This is a genomic window from Streptomyces sp. NPDC048623, from assembly GCF_040650755.1.
In the GTDB taxonomy this organism is placed as follows: Bacteria; Actinomycetota; Actinomycetes; order Streptomycetales; family Streptomycetaceae; genus Streptomyces.
In genome coordinates this window covers 366,322-385,610 of the sequence record NZ_JBEZHV010000005.1, presented here as the reverse complement: position 1 = coordinate 385,610, position 19,289 = coordinate 366,322, and the positions used below count along the sequence as shown (strand labels likewise).

Below are 19,289 nucleotides of genomic sequence, written 5' to 3'. Positions count from 1 at the left end.
AGAAGGCCGGCGTCGAGCCCGAGGTGCGCCACATCGCGAACTCCCCGGCCACCCTCACCCTCCCCGAGGCCCACTTCGACCTGGTCCGGCCGGGCCCAGGGGCAGTGTTACGCGGCGACGACCTCGACGCCGAGCTTCGCGACGACGTCGGCGTGCAGACGCACCGACACCTCGTGCGAGCCCAGGGTCTTGATCGGCGAGCCGAGCTCGACGCGACGCTTGTCGACGGCCGGGCCACCGGCGGTCTTGATCGCGTCGGCGACATCGGCCTGGGTCACGGAGCCGAAGAGACGGCCGGCGTCGCCGGAGCGAACGGCCAGACGGACCTTCGTGCCCTCGAGCTGGGCCTTGATCTCGTTGGCCTGCTCGATGGTCGCGATCTCGTGGATCTTGCGGGCGCGGCGGATCTGCGCCACGTCCTTCTCGCCACCCTTGGTCCAGCGGATCGCGAAACCGCGCGGGACCAGGTAGTTGCGAGCGTAGCCGTCCTTGACGTCGACGACGTCGCCGGCGGCACCGAGGCCGGACACCTCGTGGGTGAGGATGATCTTCATTTTTCGGTCACCCTTCCCTTAGCGCGCGGTGGACGTGTAGGGCAGCAGCGCCATCTCACGGCTGTTCTTGACGGCCGTGGCGACGTCACGCTGGTGCTGCGTGCAGTTGCCGGTCACGCGACGGGCACGGATCTTGCCGCGGTCGGAAATGAACTTCCGCAGCATGTTGGTGTCCTTGTAGTCGACGTACGCGACCTTGTCCTTGCAGAACGCGCAGACCTTCTTCTTAGGCTTGCGCACAGGCGGCTTCGCCATGGTGTTTCTCCTGTGTGATCAAGAAGTTTGGGTACGAGCTGCTTCCGGGGCGCGAGCCCTAGAAGGGAGGCTCGTCCGAGTAGCCGCCGCCGGAGTTGCCACCCCAGCCGCCACCGCCGCCGCCCTGCTGGCCGCCGGACGGAGCGCTGGAGGCCCACGGGTCGTCGGAGGGAGCTCCGCCGCCCTGCTGGCCGCCACCGGAGTTGCCACCCCAGCCACCGCCGCCACCCTGCTGCTGGCCGCCGCCGTAGCCGCCCTGGCCACCGCGACCGGTGGTGCGGGTGACCTTGGCCGTGGCGTTGCGCAGGCTGGGGCCGACTTCCTCGACATCCAGCTCGTAGACCGTGCGCTTGACGCCCTCACGGTCCTCGTAGGACCGCTGCTTCAGACGGCCCTGCACGACGACGCGCATGCCCTTCTGGAGCGACTCGGCGACGTTCTCCGCCGCCTGACGCCAGACCGAGCAGGTCAGGAACAGGCTCTCGCCGTCCTTCCACTCATTGGTCTGCCGGTCGAAGGTGCGGGGAGTGGACGCGACGCGGAACTTCGCGACCGCCGCACCGGACGGGGTGAAGCGCAGCTCGGGGTCTTCGACAAGGTTGCCGACGACCGTGATGACGGTCTCGCCTGCCATGGGTGAACCTCTCGGCGGGATTGCTTACGGCTGCTTACTGCTACTCGGACCCGAGAACTGCTGAGCGGAAGCTCAGTGGGTCTCGGGGCGGAGGACCTTGGTCCGGAGGACCGACTCGTTCAGGTTCATCTGGCGGTCGAGCTCCTTGACGACCGCAGGCTCGGCCTGCAGGTCGATGACCGAGTAGATGCCCTCGGGCTTCTTCTTGATCTCGTAGGCGAGACGACGACGGCCCCAGGTGTCGACCTTCTCGACCTTTCCGTTGCCCTCACGGACGACGGAGAGGAAGTTCTCGATCAGCGGGGAGACAGCGCGCTCCTCGAGATCGGGGTCGAGGATGACCATCACCTCGTAGTGACGCATGTGGAACCCACCTCCTTTGGACTCAGCGGCCACGGTCGTTCCGTGGCAGGAGGGTCGTGATGCGTGCGCAACGGTAGCCGCGGCCACTGACAGTCCGCCCCGACGAGCGGGGGGCTGCCGGCGGACTCCAGGACGGACCTGGGCAGACACCGGTGCAGACCGTACAGAGTACCCGCACACTGCCCTGCGGTTGAAATCCGGTGGTGAGGGGACGCAATCTGTACACAACGGATGTCGGCGGCGTCACACGACGCCGCCTTCCGGCAGCCACGCCAGGAGGTGCCCCATGGCACAGGCAATGCGACCCGACCCCGGACACTCCCTCTTCGCCACGGACGGCAAGCCCCACCCGCTCCAGGACACCCTGCTCGCCGTCACCCTCGCGCTCGGCGTCCTCTCCTTCGTCACGGGCTTCTTCGACAACCTGCACCTGCTGGCGTCCTGGACGGGACTGATCGGCATCCTCACGGGCGGATACGGCCAGTTCATCTCCGTGACCACCCGTGAGCGCTTCGCGCTGATCCTCGGACTGGGCGCGTCCGGGGTCGGGTTCATGCTCGGCATGTCCCACGGCGGCCTCTTCGGCGGCCTGATGGGCTAGCCGCGGGCCCTCCACCTGGGCCCCCGCCGGGCCCAGAAGGCCCACGGGGCCATTCGGGGCGCTCCCCGGTCGCAGTAGGCTTCGGCGCGAGAACCGCAGCCCCGCAACCGATGGGGACAGACCTGCCGAGGAGCGCCCCGCATGAGCCTGACCCTGAGGACCATCAGTCGTGAGCAGCATCTGGCCTTCATCCAGAGCCAGCCCGCGGCGAGTCACTGCCAGGTCCCCGCATGGGCTGATGTGAAGACCGAGTGGCGCTCGGAGAACCTCGGCTGGTTCGACAAGTCCGGCGAACTCGTCGGCGCCGGTCTGGTGCTCTACCGCCAGCTGCCCAAGATCAAGCGCTACCTCGCCTATCTGCCCGAGGGCCCGGTCATCAACTGGTTCGCGCCGAACCTCGACGACTGGCTGCAGCCGATGCTGGCGCACCTCAAGCAGCAGGGCGCCTTCTCCGTGAAGATGGGCCCGCCGGTGGTGATCCGCCGCTGGGACGCCCCCGCGATCAAGGCCGGCATCCAGGACCCGGACGTCAAGCGCCTGCGGGACGTCGAGGCCACCCACATCGAGCCGCGCGCCTTCGAGGTCGCCGACCGGCTGCGGAAGATGGGCTGGCAGCAGGGCGAGGACGGCGGCGCCGGCTTCGGCGACGTCCAGCCCCGCTACGTCTACCAGGTCCCGCTCGCGAACCGTTCGCTCGACGACGTCCTCAAGGGCTTCAACCAGCTGTGGCGCCGCAACATCAAGAAGGCCGAGAAGGCCGGTGTCGAGGTCGTCCAGGGCGGTTACGAGGACCTGGCCGAGTGGCAGCGGCTGTACGAGATCACGGCCGTCCGCGACAAGTTCCGGCCGCGCCCGCTCTCGTACTTCCAGCGCATGTGGACCGTCCTCAACAACGAGGACCCCAACCGCATGCGGCTCTACTTCGCCCGCCACAACGGCGTGAACCTGTCCGCCGCGACGATGCTCGTGGTCGGCGGGCACGTCTGGTACTCCTACGGCGCCTCCGACAACATCGGCCGCGAGGTGCGGCCCTCGAACGCCATGCAGTGGCGGATGCTGCGGGACGCCTACGCGATGGGCGCGACGGTCTACGACCTGCGCGGCATCTCGGACTCGCTGGACGAGACCGACCACCTCTTCGGCCTGATCCAGTTCAAGGTCGGCACCGGCGGCGAGGCCGTGGAGTACGTCGGCGAGTGGGACTTCCCGCTCAACAAGCTCCTGCACAAGGCCCTGGACATCTACATGTCGCGTCGCTGACGTCCAGGTCGCGTCGCTGACGCCGCGTGCGAGGCTTGCGTAGTCTCGTACACATCTCTGACACACCGCAGCCATCAGAAAGGTTCCGGGCCGGCCATGGCGCTCTCCCTCTATGTCGACACCGCTCGCTGGCGGGCGCACCAGAAGACCGTGATCGACCAGTTCCCGGGTCTGGTCCCGGTCTGCAAGGGCAATGGTTACGGGTTCGGCCACGAGCGGCTCTCGGACGAGGCCGCCCGGTTCGGCGCCGACATGCTCGCGGTGGGCACCACGTACGAGGCCGCCAAGATCAAGGACTGGTTCGGCGGCGACCTGCTCGTCCTCACCCCGTTCCGGCGCGGTGAGGAGCCGGTGCCGCTGCCCGACCGGGTCATCCGCTCGGTGTCCTCCGTGGACGGCGTGCACGCCCTGGTGGGCGCCCGGGTCGTCATCGAGTGCATGAGCTCGATGAAGCGGCACGGCGTCCACGAGAACGAGCTGGCGCAGCTGCACGCCGCCATCGAGGACGTGCGCCTGGAGGGCTTCGCCCTGCACCTGCCGCTGGACCGCACCGACGGCACCGACGCCGTCGAGGAGGTCATCGCCTGGATGGACCGGCTGCGGGCCGCCCGGCTGCCGCTGCACACCATGTTCGTCAGCCATCTGCGCGCCGAGGAGCAGGCCCGGCTCCAGCAGCAGTTCCCGCAGACCCGCTTCCGGGCCCGGATCGGCACCCGGCTGTGGCTGGGCGACCACGAGGCGACCGAGTACCGCGGTGCGGTCCTCGACGTCACCCGGGTCGCCAAGGGCGACCGCTTCGGCTACCGGCAGCAGAAGGCCGCCTCCGACGGCTGGCTCGTGGTGGTCGCCGGCGGCACCTCGCACGGCGTCGGTCTGGAGGCCCCCAAGGCCATGCACGGTGTGATGCCGCGGGCCAAGGGCGTGGCGCGGGCCGGCCTCGCCACCGTCAACCGGAACCTTTCGCCGTTCGTCTGGGCCGGCAAGCAGCGCTGGTTCGCCGAGCCCCCGCACATGCAGGTGTCGATCCTGTTCGTGCCGGCCGACGCCCAGGAGCCCCAGGTCGGCGACGAACTGGTCGCGCACCTGCGGCACACCACGACCCAGTACGACCGGCTCGTGGAGCGCTGAGCCGCATCCGGCAGCGCCGAGACGCGCAGCGGCCCCCGGGGATCTTCCCGGGGGCCGCTTCCGTCCGTGGGGGCGGTCACTCGCGGGGCGGCGTGCCCCACTCCACCCGCGGGCCCTCCAGGGCCGGTGCCGCGTGCCGCGCCGGATGCGCCGCCCTGCCGAGCACGAACACGTCCTCGGCACCGTCCAGGACGCCCCCGGAGGGGTCGTCCGAGCCGTCCTGCCGCACCCCGTCCCGGTCGGGCGCCAGGATGTCCCGTACGACCAGGGCGCACAGGTAGAGCGTGCCGAGCATGTGCAGCACGATCGCGAACTGGTAGCCGTCGGTCGGCAGGCCCTGCCTGTTGCCGCTGCTCGTGTAGGCCAGGTAGAACCAGATCGCGAGGAAGTACATGACCTCGCAGCCCTGCCACACCAGGAAGTCCCGCCAGCGCGGCCGGGCAAGCGCGGCGAGCGGGATCAGCCACAGCACGTACTGCGGCGAGTAGACCTTGTTCACGAGCACGAACGCGGCCACCATCAGGAACGCCAGCTGCGCGAGCCGCGGCCTGCGGGGCGCGTTGAACGCCAGATAGGCGAGGCCCGCGACGGCCAGCATCATCAGGAACAGCGCCCAGTAGTTCGCCGTCTCCGGGCGCATCTGCTCGCCGGTGAGCTGGCTGATCAGCAGCCACACGGAGCCGAAGTCGACGTTCCGGTCGGTGCTGAAGACATAGAACTGCTTCCACCCCTCGGTCGCGAGCAGCAGCACCGGCAGGTTCACCACCAGCCACGCGCCGGCCGCGCCGAGCAGTGCCGTACCGAACGCCCGCCACTTCCCGGCCCGCCAGCACAGCAGCAGCACGGGCACGAGCAGCAGCACCGGATAGAACTTGGCGGCCGTCGCGAGCCCGAGCAGCACCCCGAAGGCCAGCGGCCAGCTCCGCGACCACATCAGCAGCGCGGCGGCCGTCAGCGCCACGGCCAGCAGGTCCCAGTTGATGGTGGCGGTCAGCGCGAACGCGGGCGCGAGAGCCACCAGGAGCCCGTCCCAGGGGCGCCGGCGGTGGGTCCTGGCCACACAGACGACCAGGACGGCCGCGCAGACCATGAGCAGGCCCGCGTTGACCATCCAGAACGCCTGCTCCTGCGCCGTCGTGTCGCCGCCGGGCGTCAGCCACGCCGCGACCTGCATGAACAGCCCGGTCAGGACCGGGTACTCCAGGAACGGTATGTCGCCGCCCAGCCGGTCGAAGTACGGGACAAGCCCCTCCGCGAAGCCGCGCCCGGAGAACAGGTGCGGGATGTCGGAGTAGCAGGTGTGGGTGTACTGGGAGGTGGAGCCCCGGAACCAGGCCCAGTTGTAGCAGGGCAGCTTCTGCACCATGCCGAGCGCGTACATCCCGAGGGCCACGAGCGCCACGACGCGCACCGGGGTCAGCTGACCCGCGCCGAGCAGCGCCCGGCGTCCGATCGGCCCGCCGATCAGCTCGCTGCCCGCGGCGGCCACCTCGTCCCGTCGGGTGGGGCAGACCACCGGGGGGTCCTGCGGAGGGCTCGTCTTCTGGAGGCTCGGCATGGGGGACATCCTGCCGTACGCCCCCGGGAAAACGGTGAGGGCCGCCGCGCCCGTTTCCGTACGCGAGGTACGGACCGGGTGCGACGGCCCTTCAGGCCCGGGGGAGCGTGGCTAGCCGGTCACGCCCCAAGTAGTGCCGCCGGGTTTGCCTCCGCCGCCACCGCTGGTGGTCGTCGCGGTGGCTGTGCTCGTCGGATCGATGGTGGGTGTGGTGGTGGTCCCACCGGTGCTGCCGCCGTTGGTGCCGCCCTTGGTGCTGCCGCCGTTGGTGTCGCACGGCCAGTCCCACACGCTGCAGGTGCTGCCCGGGCCGGGCGACTTGGTCGGCTTACCCGTGGGCGGCTCGGTCGACGGCGTCATGCTCGGCGTCGGCGACTCGGTGGTGGCGGTCGGCGTCGGGGTCGGGCTGACCGCGCCACCGCCGAAGACGGCCTCGCCGTCGAGGTCCTCCGCCGGCGGGAAGCTCTTCGGGTCGGTGTCCTTGAGGGCGTCGGTCATGTAGTCGTGCCAGATACGCGACGGGAACGACGAACCATGGATCTTCGGCTGGGCACCGGTGCCGTACATGGACTCGAACTTGCGGTCCTTGAGCGTCTCGTCGTCGGCGAAGCGGTACATGTCGATGGCGGTCGACAGCTGCGGCGTGTAGCCCACGAACCAGGCCGAGTTGTTGCCGTCGGTGGTACCGGTCTTGCCGGCCGCCTCGCGGTCGTCGAGCTTCGCCTTGGTTCCGGTACCGGCCTTGACGACATCCTTCAGCACGTCGGTCACGTTGCTGGCGACGGCCGTGGAGAACGTCCGCTTGGGCTCGGCCTTGTGCTGGTAGACGGGCTGACCACGCAGCAGGACCTTGGTCACGGAGAAGACGTCGTTGCGCTCGCCGTTGTTCGCGAAGGTCGCATAGGCACCGGCCATGCGGATGGCGCTCGGGGAGGAGATACCGAGCGAGAACGACGGCACGTTCGCCTTCACCAGAGAGGAGTCGAGCAGACCCGCGTCGATGGCCGACTGGCGGACCTTGTCGATGCCGACGTCCATGCCGAGCTGCACATACGGCGAGTTCATGGACTTCATCATGGCCTTGCGCAGGTCGACCTTCGGAAGGCTCTCCTTCTCGTCATTGGCCTGGTGCCACTCGTTGCCCTTGTCGTCGAGCCAGATCGACCCGTCGTAGTTCTTGATCGTCAGATTGTTCGTGCCGTTGTAGAAGCTCTTGTCCGGGTCGACGATCCTGCGGGTCTCGGGCCCCTGCACCTTGTCCCCCTTGGGGTCCCGCACACCGTCGCGCATCGCGGCGGCCAGCACGAAGGGCTTGAAGGTCGAGCCGACCTGGGCACCGGTCTGGTCCGCGTTGTTGGTGAAGTGCTTCGTGGCGTCCTCGCCTCCGTAGAGGGCGACGATGGCACCGGTCTCGGGGTCCACCGAGGCACCGCCGAACTGGACGTGGGTGTCCGTGTCCGGCCGCTTCTTCGGGTCGATGTGCTCCTTGTAGACGTTCTTGACCGCCGACTCGAGTGCCTGGACCTTCCTCTTGTCGAAGGTCGTGTAGATCTGGAAGCCGCCCTTGGCGAGCTGCTGCGACGTGTAGTCGCTGTTGTTCAGGAAGTTCGCCTCGGCCGTCCGCACCAGATAGCCGATCTGGCCGCCCAGCTGCGCGCCCTGGGAGCGCGGCTTGGTCTTCGGCATCTCGGTGTACTTCGCGCGCTCGGCGGCGGGGAGCTTCTGGTCCTTGACCATCTCGTCGAGGATCCACGCCCAGCGCTTCTGGGCGCGTGCGGTGTTCGCCTCCCGGCTGGCACCCGGGTCGATCTCGGGGTAGCCGGCCGGGTCGTAGTACGTCGCGCCCTTCAGCACCGAGGCGAGCAGAGCGCACTCGCTGGGGTTGAGCTCCTTGGCGTTCTTGCCGAAGTACGCGCGGGCGGCGGCCTGGAGGCCGTAAGCACCCCGGCCGTAGTACGAGGTGTTGAGGTAGCCCGCCATGATCTCGGTCTTGTCCTTCTCGTTGCCGACACGCATCGAGATGAAGAGTTCCTTGACCTTGCGGGTCACCGTCTGCGACTGGTCGTCGAGACGGTTGTTCTTCACGTACTGCTGGGTGATCGTCGAGCCACCCTGGGTCTCGCCGCCCTTGGCCATGTTCCACACGGCGCGGGCGATGCCCATCGGGTCGACGCCGGAATCGTCCCAGAAGGTCTTGTTCTCCGCCGATACCACCGCGTTCTGCATGGGCATCGGGATCTCGGCGTAGTCGATGATCTGCCGGTTGACCTCGCCGGTCGCGGCCATCACCGAGTTGTCGGACCAGTAGAAGACGTTGTTCTGCTGCTTGGCGCTGATCGCCTCGTCGGGAATGCCCACCATGGCGTACCCGATCGTCGCCGCACCCATGAGGCCGCCGATGAACGTCAGGAACAGGCCCGTCACGAGCTTCCACGAGGGCATCCAGCGGCGCCAGCCGTACTTGCCGTACCGCGGGTAGTCGATGAGCCGCTTCTTGCCGGGCGGACGCCCACCGGCGCCGCCACGGCCACGCCCGGGACCGTCACCACGGCCGCCTCCGCCACCCCCACGCCGGCCACCGGGACCGCCCGGCCCGCCGCCGCCCTCGGGGGCGCGCCTGCGCCCGCCCCGCTGGGCGGCGCGACGCGCCTCGGCCCGTCCGCCGTAGGGGCGCTCTTCCTCTCCATAGGAGGAAGGCGGCCCGTACGAGGCCGAAGGGGACCCCATGGCGGCATCACGACCGGGCGCCGCCCGGCGGCCCATCGGCTGCTGGGCGGCGCGCCGTGCCGCGGCACGACCGCCGTACGGCGGCTGCTGCTGCGGCTGCGGCAGCGGTTTGCGACGGTGCTCGCTCATCGAACGACTACTCCTCGGGCAGGCGCGTACGCCTGGAAGCGGCAGTTGAGTTCCGGTCCCCCCGAAATGCACACGGCCGGGCCCTCGGAAAAAGCCCGCCCGTGCCGCAGCCGGTCACCCGTTGCACGGACGTCCTGCGGCGTCGCTCGGTTCCCGGTGGTCTGCATGCCGCACAGACTACGCACGCTCAAAACCTGCCGAGGGGGCGAGTTCACCCCAAATCCGGCAACTCGATTGCTGTGAATTGACGATGTGACGCCGGTCACTCGCGCCCCACTTGTCGCGGACATGGGGCCGTTCTATCGTCGGGATGTATCGAGTCGATACATCAGTGCGGCACATCGACTCGGCATAGGAGTTTTCCGCACGGTCCCCGAGACGAGTCCCGAGAACGGAGGAGGCGACGAATGAGCCGGCGCTCAGGAATCCTCGAGTTCGCCGTTCTCGGCCTGCTCCGCGAGGCCCCGATGCACGGGTACGAGCTGCGCAAGCGGCTCAACACCTCCCTGGGCATCTTCCGGGCCTTCAGCTACGGGACCCTCTACCCGTGCCTCAAGACGCTGGTCGCCAACGGCTGGTTGATCGAGGAACCGGGCAGCGGTGCCGAGGAGGCCGTGGCGACGTCACTCACAGGACGCCGCGCCAAGATCGTCTACCGGCTGACGGCCGAAGGTAAGGAGCACTTCGAGGAGCTCCTCTCCCACACCGGCCCCGACGCCTGGGAGGACGAGCACTTCGCCGCCCGCTTCGCCTTCTTCGGCCAGACCGAGCGCGAGGTGCGGATGCGAGTGCTTGAGGGCCGCCGCAGCCGGCTGGAGGAGCGCCTGGAGAAGATGCGCGCCTCCCTCAACCGGACGCGCGAGCGCCTCGACGACTACACGCTTGAGCTGCAGCGCCACGGAATGGAGTCCGTGGAGCGCGAAGTGCGCTGGCTGAACGAGCTCATCGAGAGCGAGCGGGCGGGGCGGGATCAGCGATCCGGCCCCGACGCCCCCGAGGGCGCCGCTCAGCAGCAGAACAGAGAATCCGGAGAAACGGGCGGCCTGCCCCGGCACGGGGGCAGTACCCGGCCGGATCCGTCCGACGACACCGCCAAGTGAAACCCTGCTCCCGCAGGGCTTCCACGATCACACAGGGAGCAACCGGAATGGGTTCGGTTCGCGTAGCCATCGTCGGCGTGGGCAACTGCGCCGCCTCGCTGGTGCAGGGCGTCGAGTACTACAAGGACGCCGACCCGGCGACCAAGGTGCCCGGCCTGATGCACGTCCAGTTCGGCGACTACCACGTCGGTGACGTGGAGTTCGTGGCCGCGTTCGACGTCGACGCGAAGAAGGTCGGCCTCGACCTCTCGGACGCGATCGGTGCCAGCGAGAACAACACCATCAAGATCTGCGACGTCCCCAACAAGGGCGTCACGGTCCAGCGCGGCCACACGCTCGACGGTCTCGGCAAGTACTACCGCATGACCATCGAGGAGTCCGCCGAGGCTCCGGTCGACGTCGTGCAGATCCTCAAGGACCGCCAGGTCGACGTCCTCGTCTGCTACCTGCCCGTCGGCTCCGAGGACGCGGCGAAGTTCTACGCCCAGTGCGCCATCGACGCCAAGGTCGCCTTCGTCAACGCCCTCCCGGTCTTCATCGCCGGCACCAAGGAGTGGGCGGACAAGTTCACCGAGGCCGGTGTCCCGATCGTCGGTGACGACATCAAGTCCCAGGTCGGCGCCACCATCACGCACCGTGTGATGGCGAAGCTGTTCGAGGACCGCGGTGTCCGCCTCGAGCGCACCATGCAGCTCAACGTGGGCGGCAACATGGACTTCAAGAACATGCTCGAGCGCGAGCGCCTGGAGTCCAAGAAGATCTCCAAGACGCAGTCCGTCACCTCCCAGATCCCCGACCGGGACCTCGGCGAGAAGAACGTCCACATCGGCCCGTCCGACTACGTGCAGTGGCTTGACGACCGCAAGTGGGCGTACGTGCGCCTTGAGGGCCGCGCCTTCGGTGACGTCCCGCTGAACCTGGAGTACAAGCTCGAGGTGTGGGACTCCCCGAACTCCGCGGGTGTCATCATCGACGCCCTGCGCGCCGCGAAGATCGCCAAGGACCGCGGCATCGGTGGCCCGATCCTCTCCGCGTCCTCGTACTTCATGAAGTCCCCGCCGGTCCAGTACTTCGACGACGAGGCCTTCGCCAACGTCGAGAAGTTCATCAAGGGCGAGGTCGAGCGCTGACCTGACGGTCTTCCGACGGCCGGCCGGCCGTCGAGGGCTCGATGAAGGCTCGATGACGAGGGTCCCCGTGGCACTGCCCGGGGGCCCTCGTCGTATGTGAGTCTTGCTGCCATGTCCGTCGTGCGTGATCTGCGCGTCCTCCTGCGGCTGCGCAACTTCCGCCGCCTGCTCGCCGTCCGCCTGCTCTCCCAGTGCGCCGACGGCGTCTATCAGGTCGCCCTGGCCACGTACGTCGTCTTCTCCCCGGAGAAGGAGACCAGCGCCGCCGCCATCGCCTCCGCCATGGCGGTGCTCCTGCTCCCCTACTCCCTGATCGGCCCCTTCGCCGGGGTCCTGCTCGACCGCTGGCGGCGGCGCCAGGTCTTCCTCTACGGGAACCTGCTCCGGGCCCTGCTGGCCGGCGGCACCGCGGTGCTCATGCTGGCCTCCGTGCCGGACTGGCTGTTCTACGCCTCCGCGCTCTCCGTCACGGCCGTCAACCGCTTCGTCCTGGCCGGTCTCTCCGCCGCCCTTCCGCGAGTGGTCGACCACGAGCGGCTGGTCGTCGCCAACTCGCTCTCCCCGACCGCCGGCACGCTGGCCGCGACCCTGGGCGGCGGTCTGGCCTTCGGCGTCCGGCTGGTGGCGGACGACTCCGACGCCGCTGTGGTCCTCCTGGGCGCTCTCCTCTATCTCTGCTCCGCGCTCACCTCGCTGCTGATGTCCCGTGAGCTCCTCGGCCCCGACCCGGAACTGCTCCAGCCCCGGCTCTCCGCCGCGCTGGCCTCCACCGCCCGCGGGCTGGCGAGCGGGCTGCGGCATCTCGCCGAGCGGCGCCCTGCCGCCCGGGCGCTCTCCGCCGTGACGCTGATGCGCTTCTGCTACGGGGCTCTGTTCGTGACCGTGCTCATGCTCTCCCGGTACGCCTGGAGCACCACGGAGTCGCAGGGGCTGGCCGTCCTCGGGCTGGCCGTCGCCACCTCCGGGGCCGGATTCTTCGCCGCCGCCATGCTCTCCCCATGGGCTGTCGGGCGCTTCGGCGCCTTCGGCTGGATGACCGTGTGCACGGGTGCCGCCGCCGTGCTGACGTCCGCCCTGGGGCTGACCTTCGCGCGGACACCGTTCCTGGTGGCCGCCTTCGTACTCGGGCTGACCACCCAGGGCGCCAAGATCGCGACCGACACCGTCGTACAGACCTCCGTGGACGACGCCTTCCGCGGGCGGGTCTTCTCCCTCTACGACGTGCTCTTCAACGTCGCCTTCGTGGGCGCGGCCGGGGTCGCGGCACTGATGCTGCCGCCGGACGGGCGGTCCCCCGCGATCGTGCTCCTCGTGACCTTGCTCTACGCGGTCCTCACGCTCGTTCTGGCCCGCGCCGACCGGAAGGCCCGCCGGGCCGCCAACAGAAAGGGGTGATGTTTCACGTGAAACATCACCCCTGCCCGAGACCGCCGCGTCGATGTTTCACGTGAAACATCGACCGTGAAACGGCGGCTTCCGCGTCAGCCCGCCTGAGCCGCCCACCACTCCTTGAGCGCGGCGATGGCGGCTTCCTGCTCCATCGGGCCGTTCTCCAGGCGCAGCTCAAGGAGGAACTTGTAGGCCTGGCCGACCACGGGTCCGGGGCGGACGCCCAGGACCTCCTGGATCTGGTTGCCGTCGAGGTCGGGACGGATGGCGTCCAGCTCCTCCTGCTCCTGGAGCTGGGCGATGCGCTCCTCCAGGCCGTCGTACGTGCGGGAGAGCGCGGCGGCCTTGCGCTTGTTCCGGGTGGTGCAGTCGGAGCGCGTCAGCTTGTGCAGCCGGGAGAGCAGCGGGCCCGCGTCCCGGACGTAACGGCGCACGGCGGAGTCGGTCCACTCGCCCGAACCGTAGCCGTGGAAGCGCAGATGCAGCTCCACCAGACGCGAGACATCCTTGATCATCTCGTTGGAGTACTTGAGCGCCGTCATGCGCTTCTTGGTCATCTTCGCGCCGACCACCTCGTGGTGGTGGAAGGAGACCCGGCCGTCCTTCTCGAAGCGGCGCGTGCGCGGCTTGCCGATGTCGTGGAGCAGGGCGGCGAGACGCAGGACCAGGTCGGGGCCGTCCTCCTCCAGGTCGATGGCCTGCTCGAGCACGGTCAGCGAGTGCTCGTAGACGTCCTTGTGTCGGTGGTGCTCGTCGCTCTCCAGGCGCAGCGCCGGCAGCTCGGGGATCACATGGGCGGCCAGGCCGGTGTCGACGAGGAGGCCGAGGCCCTTGCGGGGGTGGGAGGAGATCAGAAGCTTGTTGAACTCCTCACGGACGCGCTCGGCGGAGACGATCTCCAGGCGGCCGGCCATCTCCGTCATCGCCGTGACGACCTCGGGGGCCACCGCGAAGTCCAGCTGCGCGGCGAAGCGGGCGGCACGCATCATGCGCAGCGGGTCGTCGGAGAAGGACTCCTCGGGCGTCCCCGGGGTGCGCAGCACCTGCGCGGCCAGGTCCTCCAGACCGCCGTGCGGGTCGATGAACTCCTTCTCGGGGAGGGCCACGGCCATGGCGTTGACGGTGAAGTCACGCCGGACCAGGTCCTCCTCGATGGAGTCGCCGTAGGAGACCTCGGGCTTGCGCGAGGTGCGGTCGTACGCCTCGGAGCGGTACGTGGTGACCTCGACCAAGTAGCCGTCCTTCTGGCAGCCGACGGTGCCGAAGGCGATCCCGACCTCCCAGACGGCGTCGGCCCAGGGGCGCACGATCTTCAGTACGTCCTCGGGGCGGGCGTCGGTGGTGAAGTCCAGGTCGTTGCCGAGACGGCCGAGGAGGGCATCGCGAACCGAGCCGCCGACCAGCGCGAGGCTGAACCCGGCATCCTTGAAGCGGCGGGCGAGGTCGTCGGCGACAGGGGACACGCGCAGTAGTTCACTGACCGCGCGGCGTTGCACCTGGCTCAGGGCAGTCGGGGTGTCTTCGTTGGCGTTCGGCACAACAGAAAAGGGTACGTGCACCGGCCTGTCCCGACGTCCCCGTTTTCTCCCGCCGCCCGGCCCGGTCCGGACCCGCCGCGGCGCATCGGCTGGAGCACTCCCCGGCACTTGGCCCCCGCGTGCCTCGTTACCATGCCTGGACACAGCATCCGGGAACCACCGACACCACTGACACCACAGACAACGACGAGGACGGGCGACGCGTGGCCGAGGCGGCAGCTATCCAGGGGACCTTTCCCTCACCTGCCCGCCGCTGGATGCGGCGTACGGCCTCGCTCGCCGTCGCGGCCCCGCTGCTCGCGGGCCTCCTCCAGGGCGCTCACACGCCCGCGGCGACGGCCGCCGAGAGCGCGAGCGACTCCGGCACCGTCGATGTGTCGCTCGACACGCTGACCCCGAGCGCCCCGGTGGAGGGTGACACGGTCACTCTCACGGGCACGGTCACCAACGAGGGCAAGCAGGCCGTGACGGACGCCACGGTCGATCTGCGCGTCGGACCCCGGCTGAGCAGCCGCAGTGAGATCGACGAGGTCTCCGGCCGCAAGACATACCGGGACGGCCGTGACCCGGCTCCGCTGGGCGGCGCCTACACGGTGAAGATCCCCAGACTGGGCGCCGGACTGAGCCAGGACTTCACGCTCTCCGTGCCCGTCTCCAAGCTCGACCTGGACGAGGCGGGCGTCTACCAGCTCGGGGTCTCCCTGACCGGCCAGACCGCGAGCCGGCCCTACGGGCGAGTCCTCGGCATCGAGCGGACGCTGCTGCCCTTCCAGCCCGAGGCCACCGAGAAGAAGACCCGGCTCACCTATCTCTGGCCGCTGATCTCGACGGCCCATGTCTCCGCCGAGACGGGTGCCAACCAGCAGCAGACCCCGGTCTTCGAGAACGACGACCTGGCGGCCGACCTCGCCCCCGGCGGTCGGCTGCACGAGATGGTCGCGCTCGGCAGGGACCTCCCGGTCACCTGGGTGATCGACCCGGACCTGCTGGCCAGTGTCACGGCCATGACCGAGCCGTACATGGTCAAGAACGGGACGACCGAGGTCCCCGGCCGGAACCAGGCGATCGCCGAGCGCTGGCTGAACGACCTGGAGAAGGCCGTCCAGGGCCGCAAGGTCGTGGCGCTGCCCTTCGCCGACCCGGACCTGGCCTCCCTCGCCCACCACGGCAAGGAGGTCCCCGGCTCCCTCGGCCACCTCCAGCAGGCCACGGCGCTGGCCTCCACCACCGTGGAGACCGTCCTGCACGTGAAGCCGTCCACCGACTTCTCCTGGCCCGTCGACGGCGCCGTGGACCCGTCGATCATGGCGGTCGCCACCTCCGCCGGCGCCCGCAACGTGATCGCCCGCAGCGACAGCCTCCGCGACGACCTCTCGTACACGCCGACCTCGGCCCGCCCCATCGGCGGCGGCACCACCGCGATCGTCAGCGACGCGACCCTGTCCAAGTCCTTCCAGGGCGAGATGATCCGGGCCGAGAACTCGACCCTGGCCGTCCAGCAGTTCCTCGCCCAGTCGCTCGCGATCACCCTGGAGCTTCCCGAGGACCAGCGCAGCATCGTGGTCGCCCCGCAGCGCATGCCCAGCACCGCGCAGGCGCAGGCGATGGCCAAGGCCCTCCAGGGGCTCGCCGCCAAGCGCTGGTCGGAGCCGCTCGACCTGCAGGCCGCCGCCGCACAGTCCGACCCCGACGCGTCGAAGCGGGTCCCCGGCGGCTCGGCCTACCCGAGGACGCTGAGGGCCCAGGAGCTGAACTCCGCCGCCTTCCGCGAGATGAAGGCGACCCGGGACGACCTGGACGACTTCCGGGTGATCCTGACCGCCCCGGACCGCGTGGTGCCGCCCTTCACCAACGCGATCAGCCGCGAGATGTCGACCTCCTGGCGCGGCGAGGCCCCCTCGGCCGCGCTGTACCGCAAGGAGGTCCAGGACTACCTGCACAGCCTCACCCAGGAGGTGCAGCTGATCGAGAAGTCGGACCTCACGCTGTCCGGCCGCAGCGCCACCATCCCCGTGACCGTGCAGAACAAGCTGCTCCAGGGTGTGGACCACCTGGTCCTGAAGCTGACGTCCGGCAACAAGACCCGACTGAAGCTGGACGACGACTCCGGCGAGGCGGTGCGGCCGGTGAAGATCGACGGCGGGCACAGCCAGTCGGTGAAGTTCGACGCCTCGGCCAACGCCAACGGTCCGGTCACGATGACGGCCCAGCTCTACACCGAGGACGGCACGCCCTACGGCGACCCGATGACCTTCACCGTGAAGGTCTCCGAGATCACCCCCACGGTGATGCTCGTCATCGCGGGCGGTGTGCTGCTGCTCGTCCTCGCCGGCATCCGGATGTACAGCGCGCGCAAGCGCGCCGCCGCCCGGAACGCCGAGGCGGACGCGAAGGCCGAGGCGGAGACCGGCACCGAGGCCGAGGCCGAAGCCGACGGTAAGACCGAGGGCGGGAACGGGGTCGGCGGCAAGGGCGAAGGCCCCGGCGCCACCCCTTCGAACGACGCCGATCCCGGGCAGCCGAGTGACCTGGAACCGGACACCGGGTCCGAAAGCGGCGACCCGTCCGGCCCGGGTGAGAAAGTGGACCGTTGAGCGATGTCGTGGCCGGTCGGCCGGACGATGAGGTGGGGTAACCATGAACGCGCCGTACGACGGTGACCGCGGTCAGGGCGCGGGTGGCGCCGGGCCGTCCGGTGGGATGCCCGCGGCACCCGGCCCCGCGCCGGTGCCTCCGCCGCAGCACGCCGCCCCGGACCCGTACGCACCGGACCAGCAGCAGCCCCACGCCCAGGACCCGTACGTCCAGGACGCCTACGCCCACGACCCCTACCAGGCGCGGGACCTGGCCGCCCAGGACCCGGTGGGCGAGGCGCTCTACGACCGTGCCGCGCACCCGCCGCCCCCGCCGGGGACCTACGCGGAGCCGCAGCCGCTCTACCAGCAGCCCGCCGTGCCCCCGCACGCCCCGGACCCCCGGGTGTGGGCCCAGACGCCCGCTCCCGAGCCGGACGGCCCCTCGCGCCACCTGCCGTACGGCGACGACGCCCGCACGGTCCAGTTCACCGGCGTGGACGACCTGGTGACCCACGCGGGGGAGGAGCAGCCGGAGCCCGACGCGTTCGCCCACCTCTACCGGGACCAGCAGACCCCCGGCCAGGTGCCGCCGCCCGCCCCGGAGCCGAACCCCATGCCCGCGCCCGCCCCGAAGAAGGCCGGCCGCGCCTCCGGGCTGCTCAAGTCGAGCGCCGTGATGGCCGCCGGCACCCTCGTCTCGCGCCTCACCGGCTTCGTCCGCAGCCTGGTGATCACCGGTGCCCTCGGCGCCGCGCTCCTCGGTGACACCTTCACCGTCGCGTACACCCTGCCGACGATGATCTACATCCTCACCGTCGGCGGCGGTCTGAACTCGGTCTTCGTGCCGCAGCTGGTCCGCTCCATGAAGAACGACGAGGACGGCGGCGAGGCCTACGCCAACCGTCTCCTCACCCTCGTCATGGTCGCGCTCGGCGCGATCGTGGCCATCGCCGTGTTCGCCGCGCCCCTGCTGATCCGGCTGATGTCCAACACCATCGCGGACGACGCGGCGGCCAACAGCGTCGCCGTCACCTTCGCCCGCTACTGCCTGCCCACCATCTTCTTCATGGGTGTGCACGTGGTGATGGGTCAGATCCTCAACGCCCGCGGCAAGTTCGGCGCGATGATGTGGACCCCGGTCCTCAACAACATCGTGATGATCGTGACGTTCGGCCTGTTCATCTGGGTGTACGGCACCTCCGCCGAGTCCCACATGGGCGTGCAGACGATCCCCGACGAGGGCGTCCGGCTGCTCGGCATCGGCACCCTGCTCGGCCTCGCCGTCCAGGCCCTGGCGATGATCCCGTATCTGCGCGAGACCGGCTTCCGCTTCCGCCCCCGCTTCGACTGGAAGGGCCACGGCCTCGGCAAGACCGTCAAGCTGGCCAAGTGGACGGTGCTGTTCGTCCTGGCCAACCAGGCCGGCGTCCTGGTCGTCACCCAGCTCGCCACCGCCGCCGGCGAGGAGTCCGGCAAGGACGGCGCCGGCTTCCTGGCCTACTCCAACGCCCAGCTGATCTGGGGCATGCCGCAGGCCATCATCACCGTCTCGGTCATGGCCGCACTGCTGCCGAGGATCTCCCGCGCCGCCTCCGACGACGACCCGGGCGCCGTCCGTGACGACATCTCACAGGGCCTGCGCAACTCGGCCGTCGCGATCGTCCCGGTCTCCTTCGCGTTCCTCGCGCTCGGCGTCCCGATGTGCACGCTGCTCTACGCCTCCAGCGGCGTCGAGGCCGCCCAGGGCATGGGCTTCATCCTGATGGCCTTCGGCCTCGGTCTGATCCCCTACTCGGTCCAGTACGTCGTGCTCCGCGGCTTCTACGCCTACGAGGACACCCGGACGCCCTTCTACAACACCGTCATCGTCGCCGCCGTCAACGCGGCCGCCTCGGCCGTGTGTTACGTCCTGCTGCCCGCGCAGTGGGCCGTCGTCGGCATGGCCGCCTCCTACGGCCTGGCCTACATGGTCGGCGTCGGCGTCGCCTGGCGCCGGCTGCGCAACCGTCTCGGCGGCGACCTGGACGGCGCGCACGTGATGCGCACCTACGCCCGTCTGTGCCTGGCCTCGCTGCCCGCCGCCATCGTCGCGGGCGCGGTCGGCTTCGGCCTCCTGAAGGTGCTCGGCGAGGGCGCCCTGGGCTCGCTCGTCGCGCTCCTGGTCGGCGGCGCCGTCCTGCTCGGGGTGTTCTTCGTCGCCGCCAAGCGCATGCGGATCGCGGAGCTCAACTCCATGGTCGGCATGGTCCGCGGGCGTCTGGGGCGCTGACCGGAAGCAGTCCCGCGAGGTTCGCGCAACCATCGGGCGCCGACGCGTGTCGTGCATAGCGCCGGACTGTGGGCACAA

15 protein-coding genes and 1 pseudogene are annotated in these 19,289 nt (G+C 69.7%); 9 read left to right on the top strand and 7 right to left on the bottom strand.

The annotated features are described in order from the left end of the window. A pseudogene (locus AB0C73_RS10705) lies at window positions 1-95 on the top strand (alanine racemase); the annotation flags it as partial. A 12-nt stretch (window positions 96-107) separates the two neighbouring features. Here the strand turns inward: AB0C73_RS10705 and rplI are convergent. The 4 genes from rplI to rpsF form a co-directional block, all read right to left on the bottom strand. Then, window positions 108-554 carry a 50S ribosomal protein L9 gene (gene rplI / locus AB0C73_RS10700; protein WP_362527216.1) on the bottom strand — a complete coding sequence of 149 codons (447 nt, stop codon included), beginning with the start codon at window positions 552-554 and terminating at the stop codon, window positions 108-110. A gap of 18 nt (window positions 555-572) precedes the next feature. Beyond that, window positions 573-809, bottom strand: a complete 237-nt coding sequence (rpsR, locus tag AB0C73_RS10695) for a 30S ribosomal protein S18 (protein WP_128983236.1) — start codon at window positions 807-809, stop codon at window positions 573-575. Between the two features lie 58 nt (window positions 810-867). After that, complete coding sequence (locus AB0C73_RS10690; RefSeq protein WP_362527214.1) at window positions 868-1,443, bottom strand: single-stranded DNA-binding protein; 576 nt, start codon at window positions 1,441-1,443, stop codon at window positions 868-870. A 72-nt stretch (window positions 1,444-1,515) separates the two neighbouring features. Further along, complete coding sequence (rpsF, locus tag AB0C73_RS10685; protein WP_004950685.1) at window positions 1,516-1,806, bottom strand: 30S ribosomal protein S6; 291 nt, start codon at window positions 1,804-1,806, stop codon at window positions 1,516-1,518. Between the two features lie 286 nt (window positions 1,807-2,092). On the opposite strand from rpsF, the gene AB0C73_RS10680 reads away from it, so the two are divergent. The 3 genes from AB0C73_RS10680 to AB0C73_RS10670 all read left to right on the top strand — a co-directional run bounded on the left by AB0C73_RS10680 (window position 2,093) and on the right by AB0C73_RS10670 (window position 4,795). Then, window positions 2,093-2,407, top strand: a complete 315-nt coding sequence (locus AB0C73_RS10680) for a hypothetical protein (protein ID WP_362527211.1) — start codon at window positions 2,093-2,095, stop codon at window positions 2,405-2,407. Between the two features lie 141 nt (window positions 2,408-2,548). Then, window positions 2,549-3,667 carry a peptidoglycan bridge formation glycyltransferase FemA/FemB family protein gene (locus AB0C73_RS10675; RefSeq protein ID WP_362527208.1) on the top strand — a complete coding sequence of 373 codons (1,119 nt, stop codon included), beginning with the start codon at window positions 2,549-2,551 and terminating at the stop codon, window positions 3,665-3,667. Window positions 3,668-3,763: 96 nt separating this feature from the next. Beyond that, complete coding sequence (locus AB0C73_RS10670) at window positions 3,764-4,795, top strand: alanine racemase (protein ID WP_362527205.1); 1,032 nt, start codon at window positions 3,764-3,766, stop codon at window positions 4,793-4,795. 76 nt (window positions 4,796-4,871) lie between these two features. Here the strand turns inward: AB0C73_RS10670 and AB0C73_RS10665 are convergent, their stop codons facing one another. Continuing rightward, window positions 4,872-6,353 carry a glycosyltransferase 87 family protein gene (locus tag AB0C73_RS10665; RefSeq protein ID WP_362527202.1) on the bottom strand — a complete coding sequence of 494 codons (1,482 nt, stop codon included), beginning with the start codon at window positions 6,351-6,353 and terminating at the stop codon, window positions 4,872-4,874. A 111-nt stretch (window positions 6,354-6,464) separates the two neighbouring features. Next, window positions 6,465-9,209 (bottom strand): transglycosylase domain-containing protein, encoded by a 2,745-nt coding sequence (locus AB0C73_RS10660; protein ID WP_362527199.1) that lies wholly within the window; start codon window positions 9,207-9,209, stop codon window positions 6,465-6,467. A 407-nt stretch (window positions 9,210-9,616) separates the two neighbouring features. On the opposite strand from AB0C73_RS10660, the gene AB0C73_RS10655 reads away from it, so the two are divergent. The 3 genes from AB0C73_RS10655 to AB0C73_RS10645 all read left to right on the top strand — a co-directional run bounded on the left by AB0C73_RS10655 (window position 9,617) and on the right by AB0C73_RS10645 (window position 12,834). Then, the gene (locus tag AB0C73_RS10655) at window positions 9,617-10,309 is read left to right on the top strand and encodes a PadR family transcriptional regulator (protein WP_362527196.1); all 693 of its coding nucleotides are present in this window, start codon (window positions 9,617-9,619) and stop codon (window positions 10,307-10,309) included. Between the two features lie 47 nt (window positions 10,310-10,356). Then, window positions 10,357-11,439, top strand: coding sequence for an inositol-3-phosphate synthase (locus AB0C73_RS10650; RefSeq protein WP_362527193.1), 1,083 nt, complete (start codon window positions 10,357-10,359; stop codon window positions 11,437-11,439). Between the two features lie 111 nt (window positions 11,440-11,550). After that, on the top strand, window positions 11,551-12,834 hold the full coding sequence (locus AB0C73_RS10645; RefSeq protein WP_362527191.1) for an MFS transporter: 1,284 nt from the start codon (window positions 11,551-11,553) through the stop codon (window positions 12,832-12,834). Window positions 12,835-12,920: 86 nt separating this feature from the next. Here AB0C73_RS10645 and AB0C73_RS10640 read toward each other — a convergent pair whose 3' ends face one another. Continuing rightward, the gene (locus tag AB0C73_RS10640) at window positions 12,921-14,366 is read right to left on the bottom strand and encodes a CCA tRNA nucleotidyltransferase (protein ID WP_362527188.1); all 1,446 of its coding nucleotides are present in this window, start codon (window positions 14,364-14,366) and stop codon (window positions 12,921-12,923) included. A 203-nt stretch (window positions 14,367-14,569) separates the two neighbouring features. On the opposite strand from AB0C73_RS10640, the gene AB0C73_RS10635 reads away from it, so the two are divergent. Both AB0C73_RS10635 and murJ read left to right on the top strand, forming a co-directional pair. After that, a complete protein-coding gene (locus AB0C73_RS10635; RefSeq protein WP_362527186.1) occupies window positions 14,570-16,960 on the top strand; it encodes a DUF6049 family protein in 2,391 nt (796 codons plus the stop codon). Window positions 16,961-17,003: 43 nt separating this feature from the next. Further along, window positions 17,004-19,211: a murein biosynthesis integral membrane protein MurJ gene (murJ, locus tag AB0C73_RS10630; RefSeq protein ID WP_362527183.1), complete on the top strand. Its 2,208-nt coding sequence runs from the start codon at window positions 17,004-17,006 to the stop codon at window positions 19,209-19,211. The last annotated feature ends 78 nt before the right edge of the window (window positions 19,212-19,289 follow it).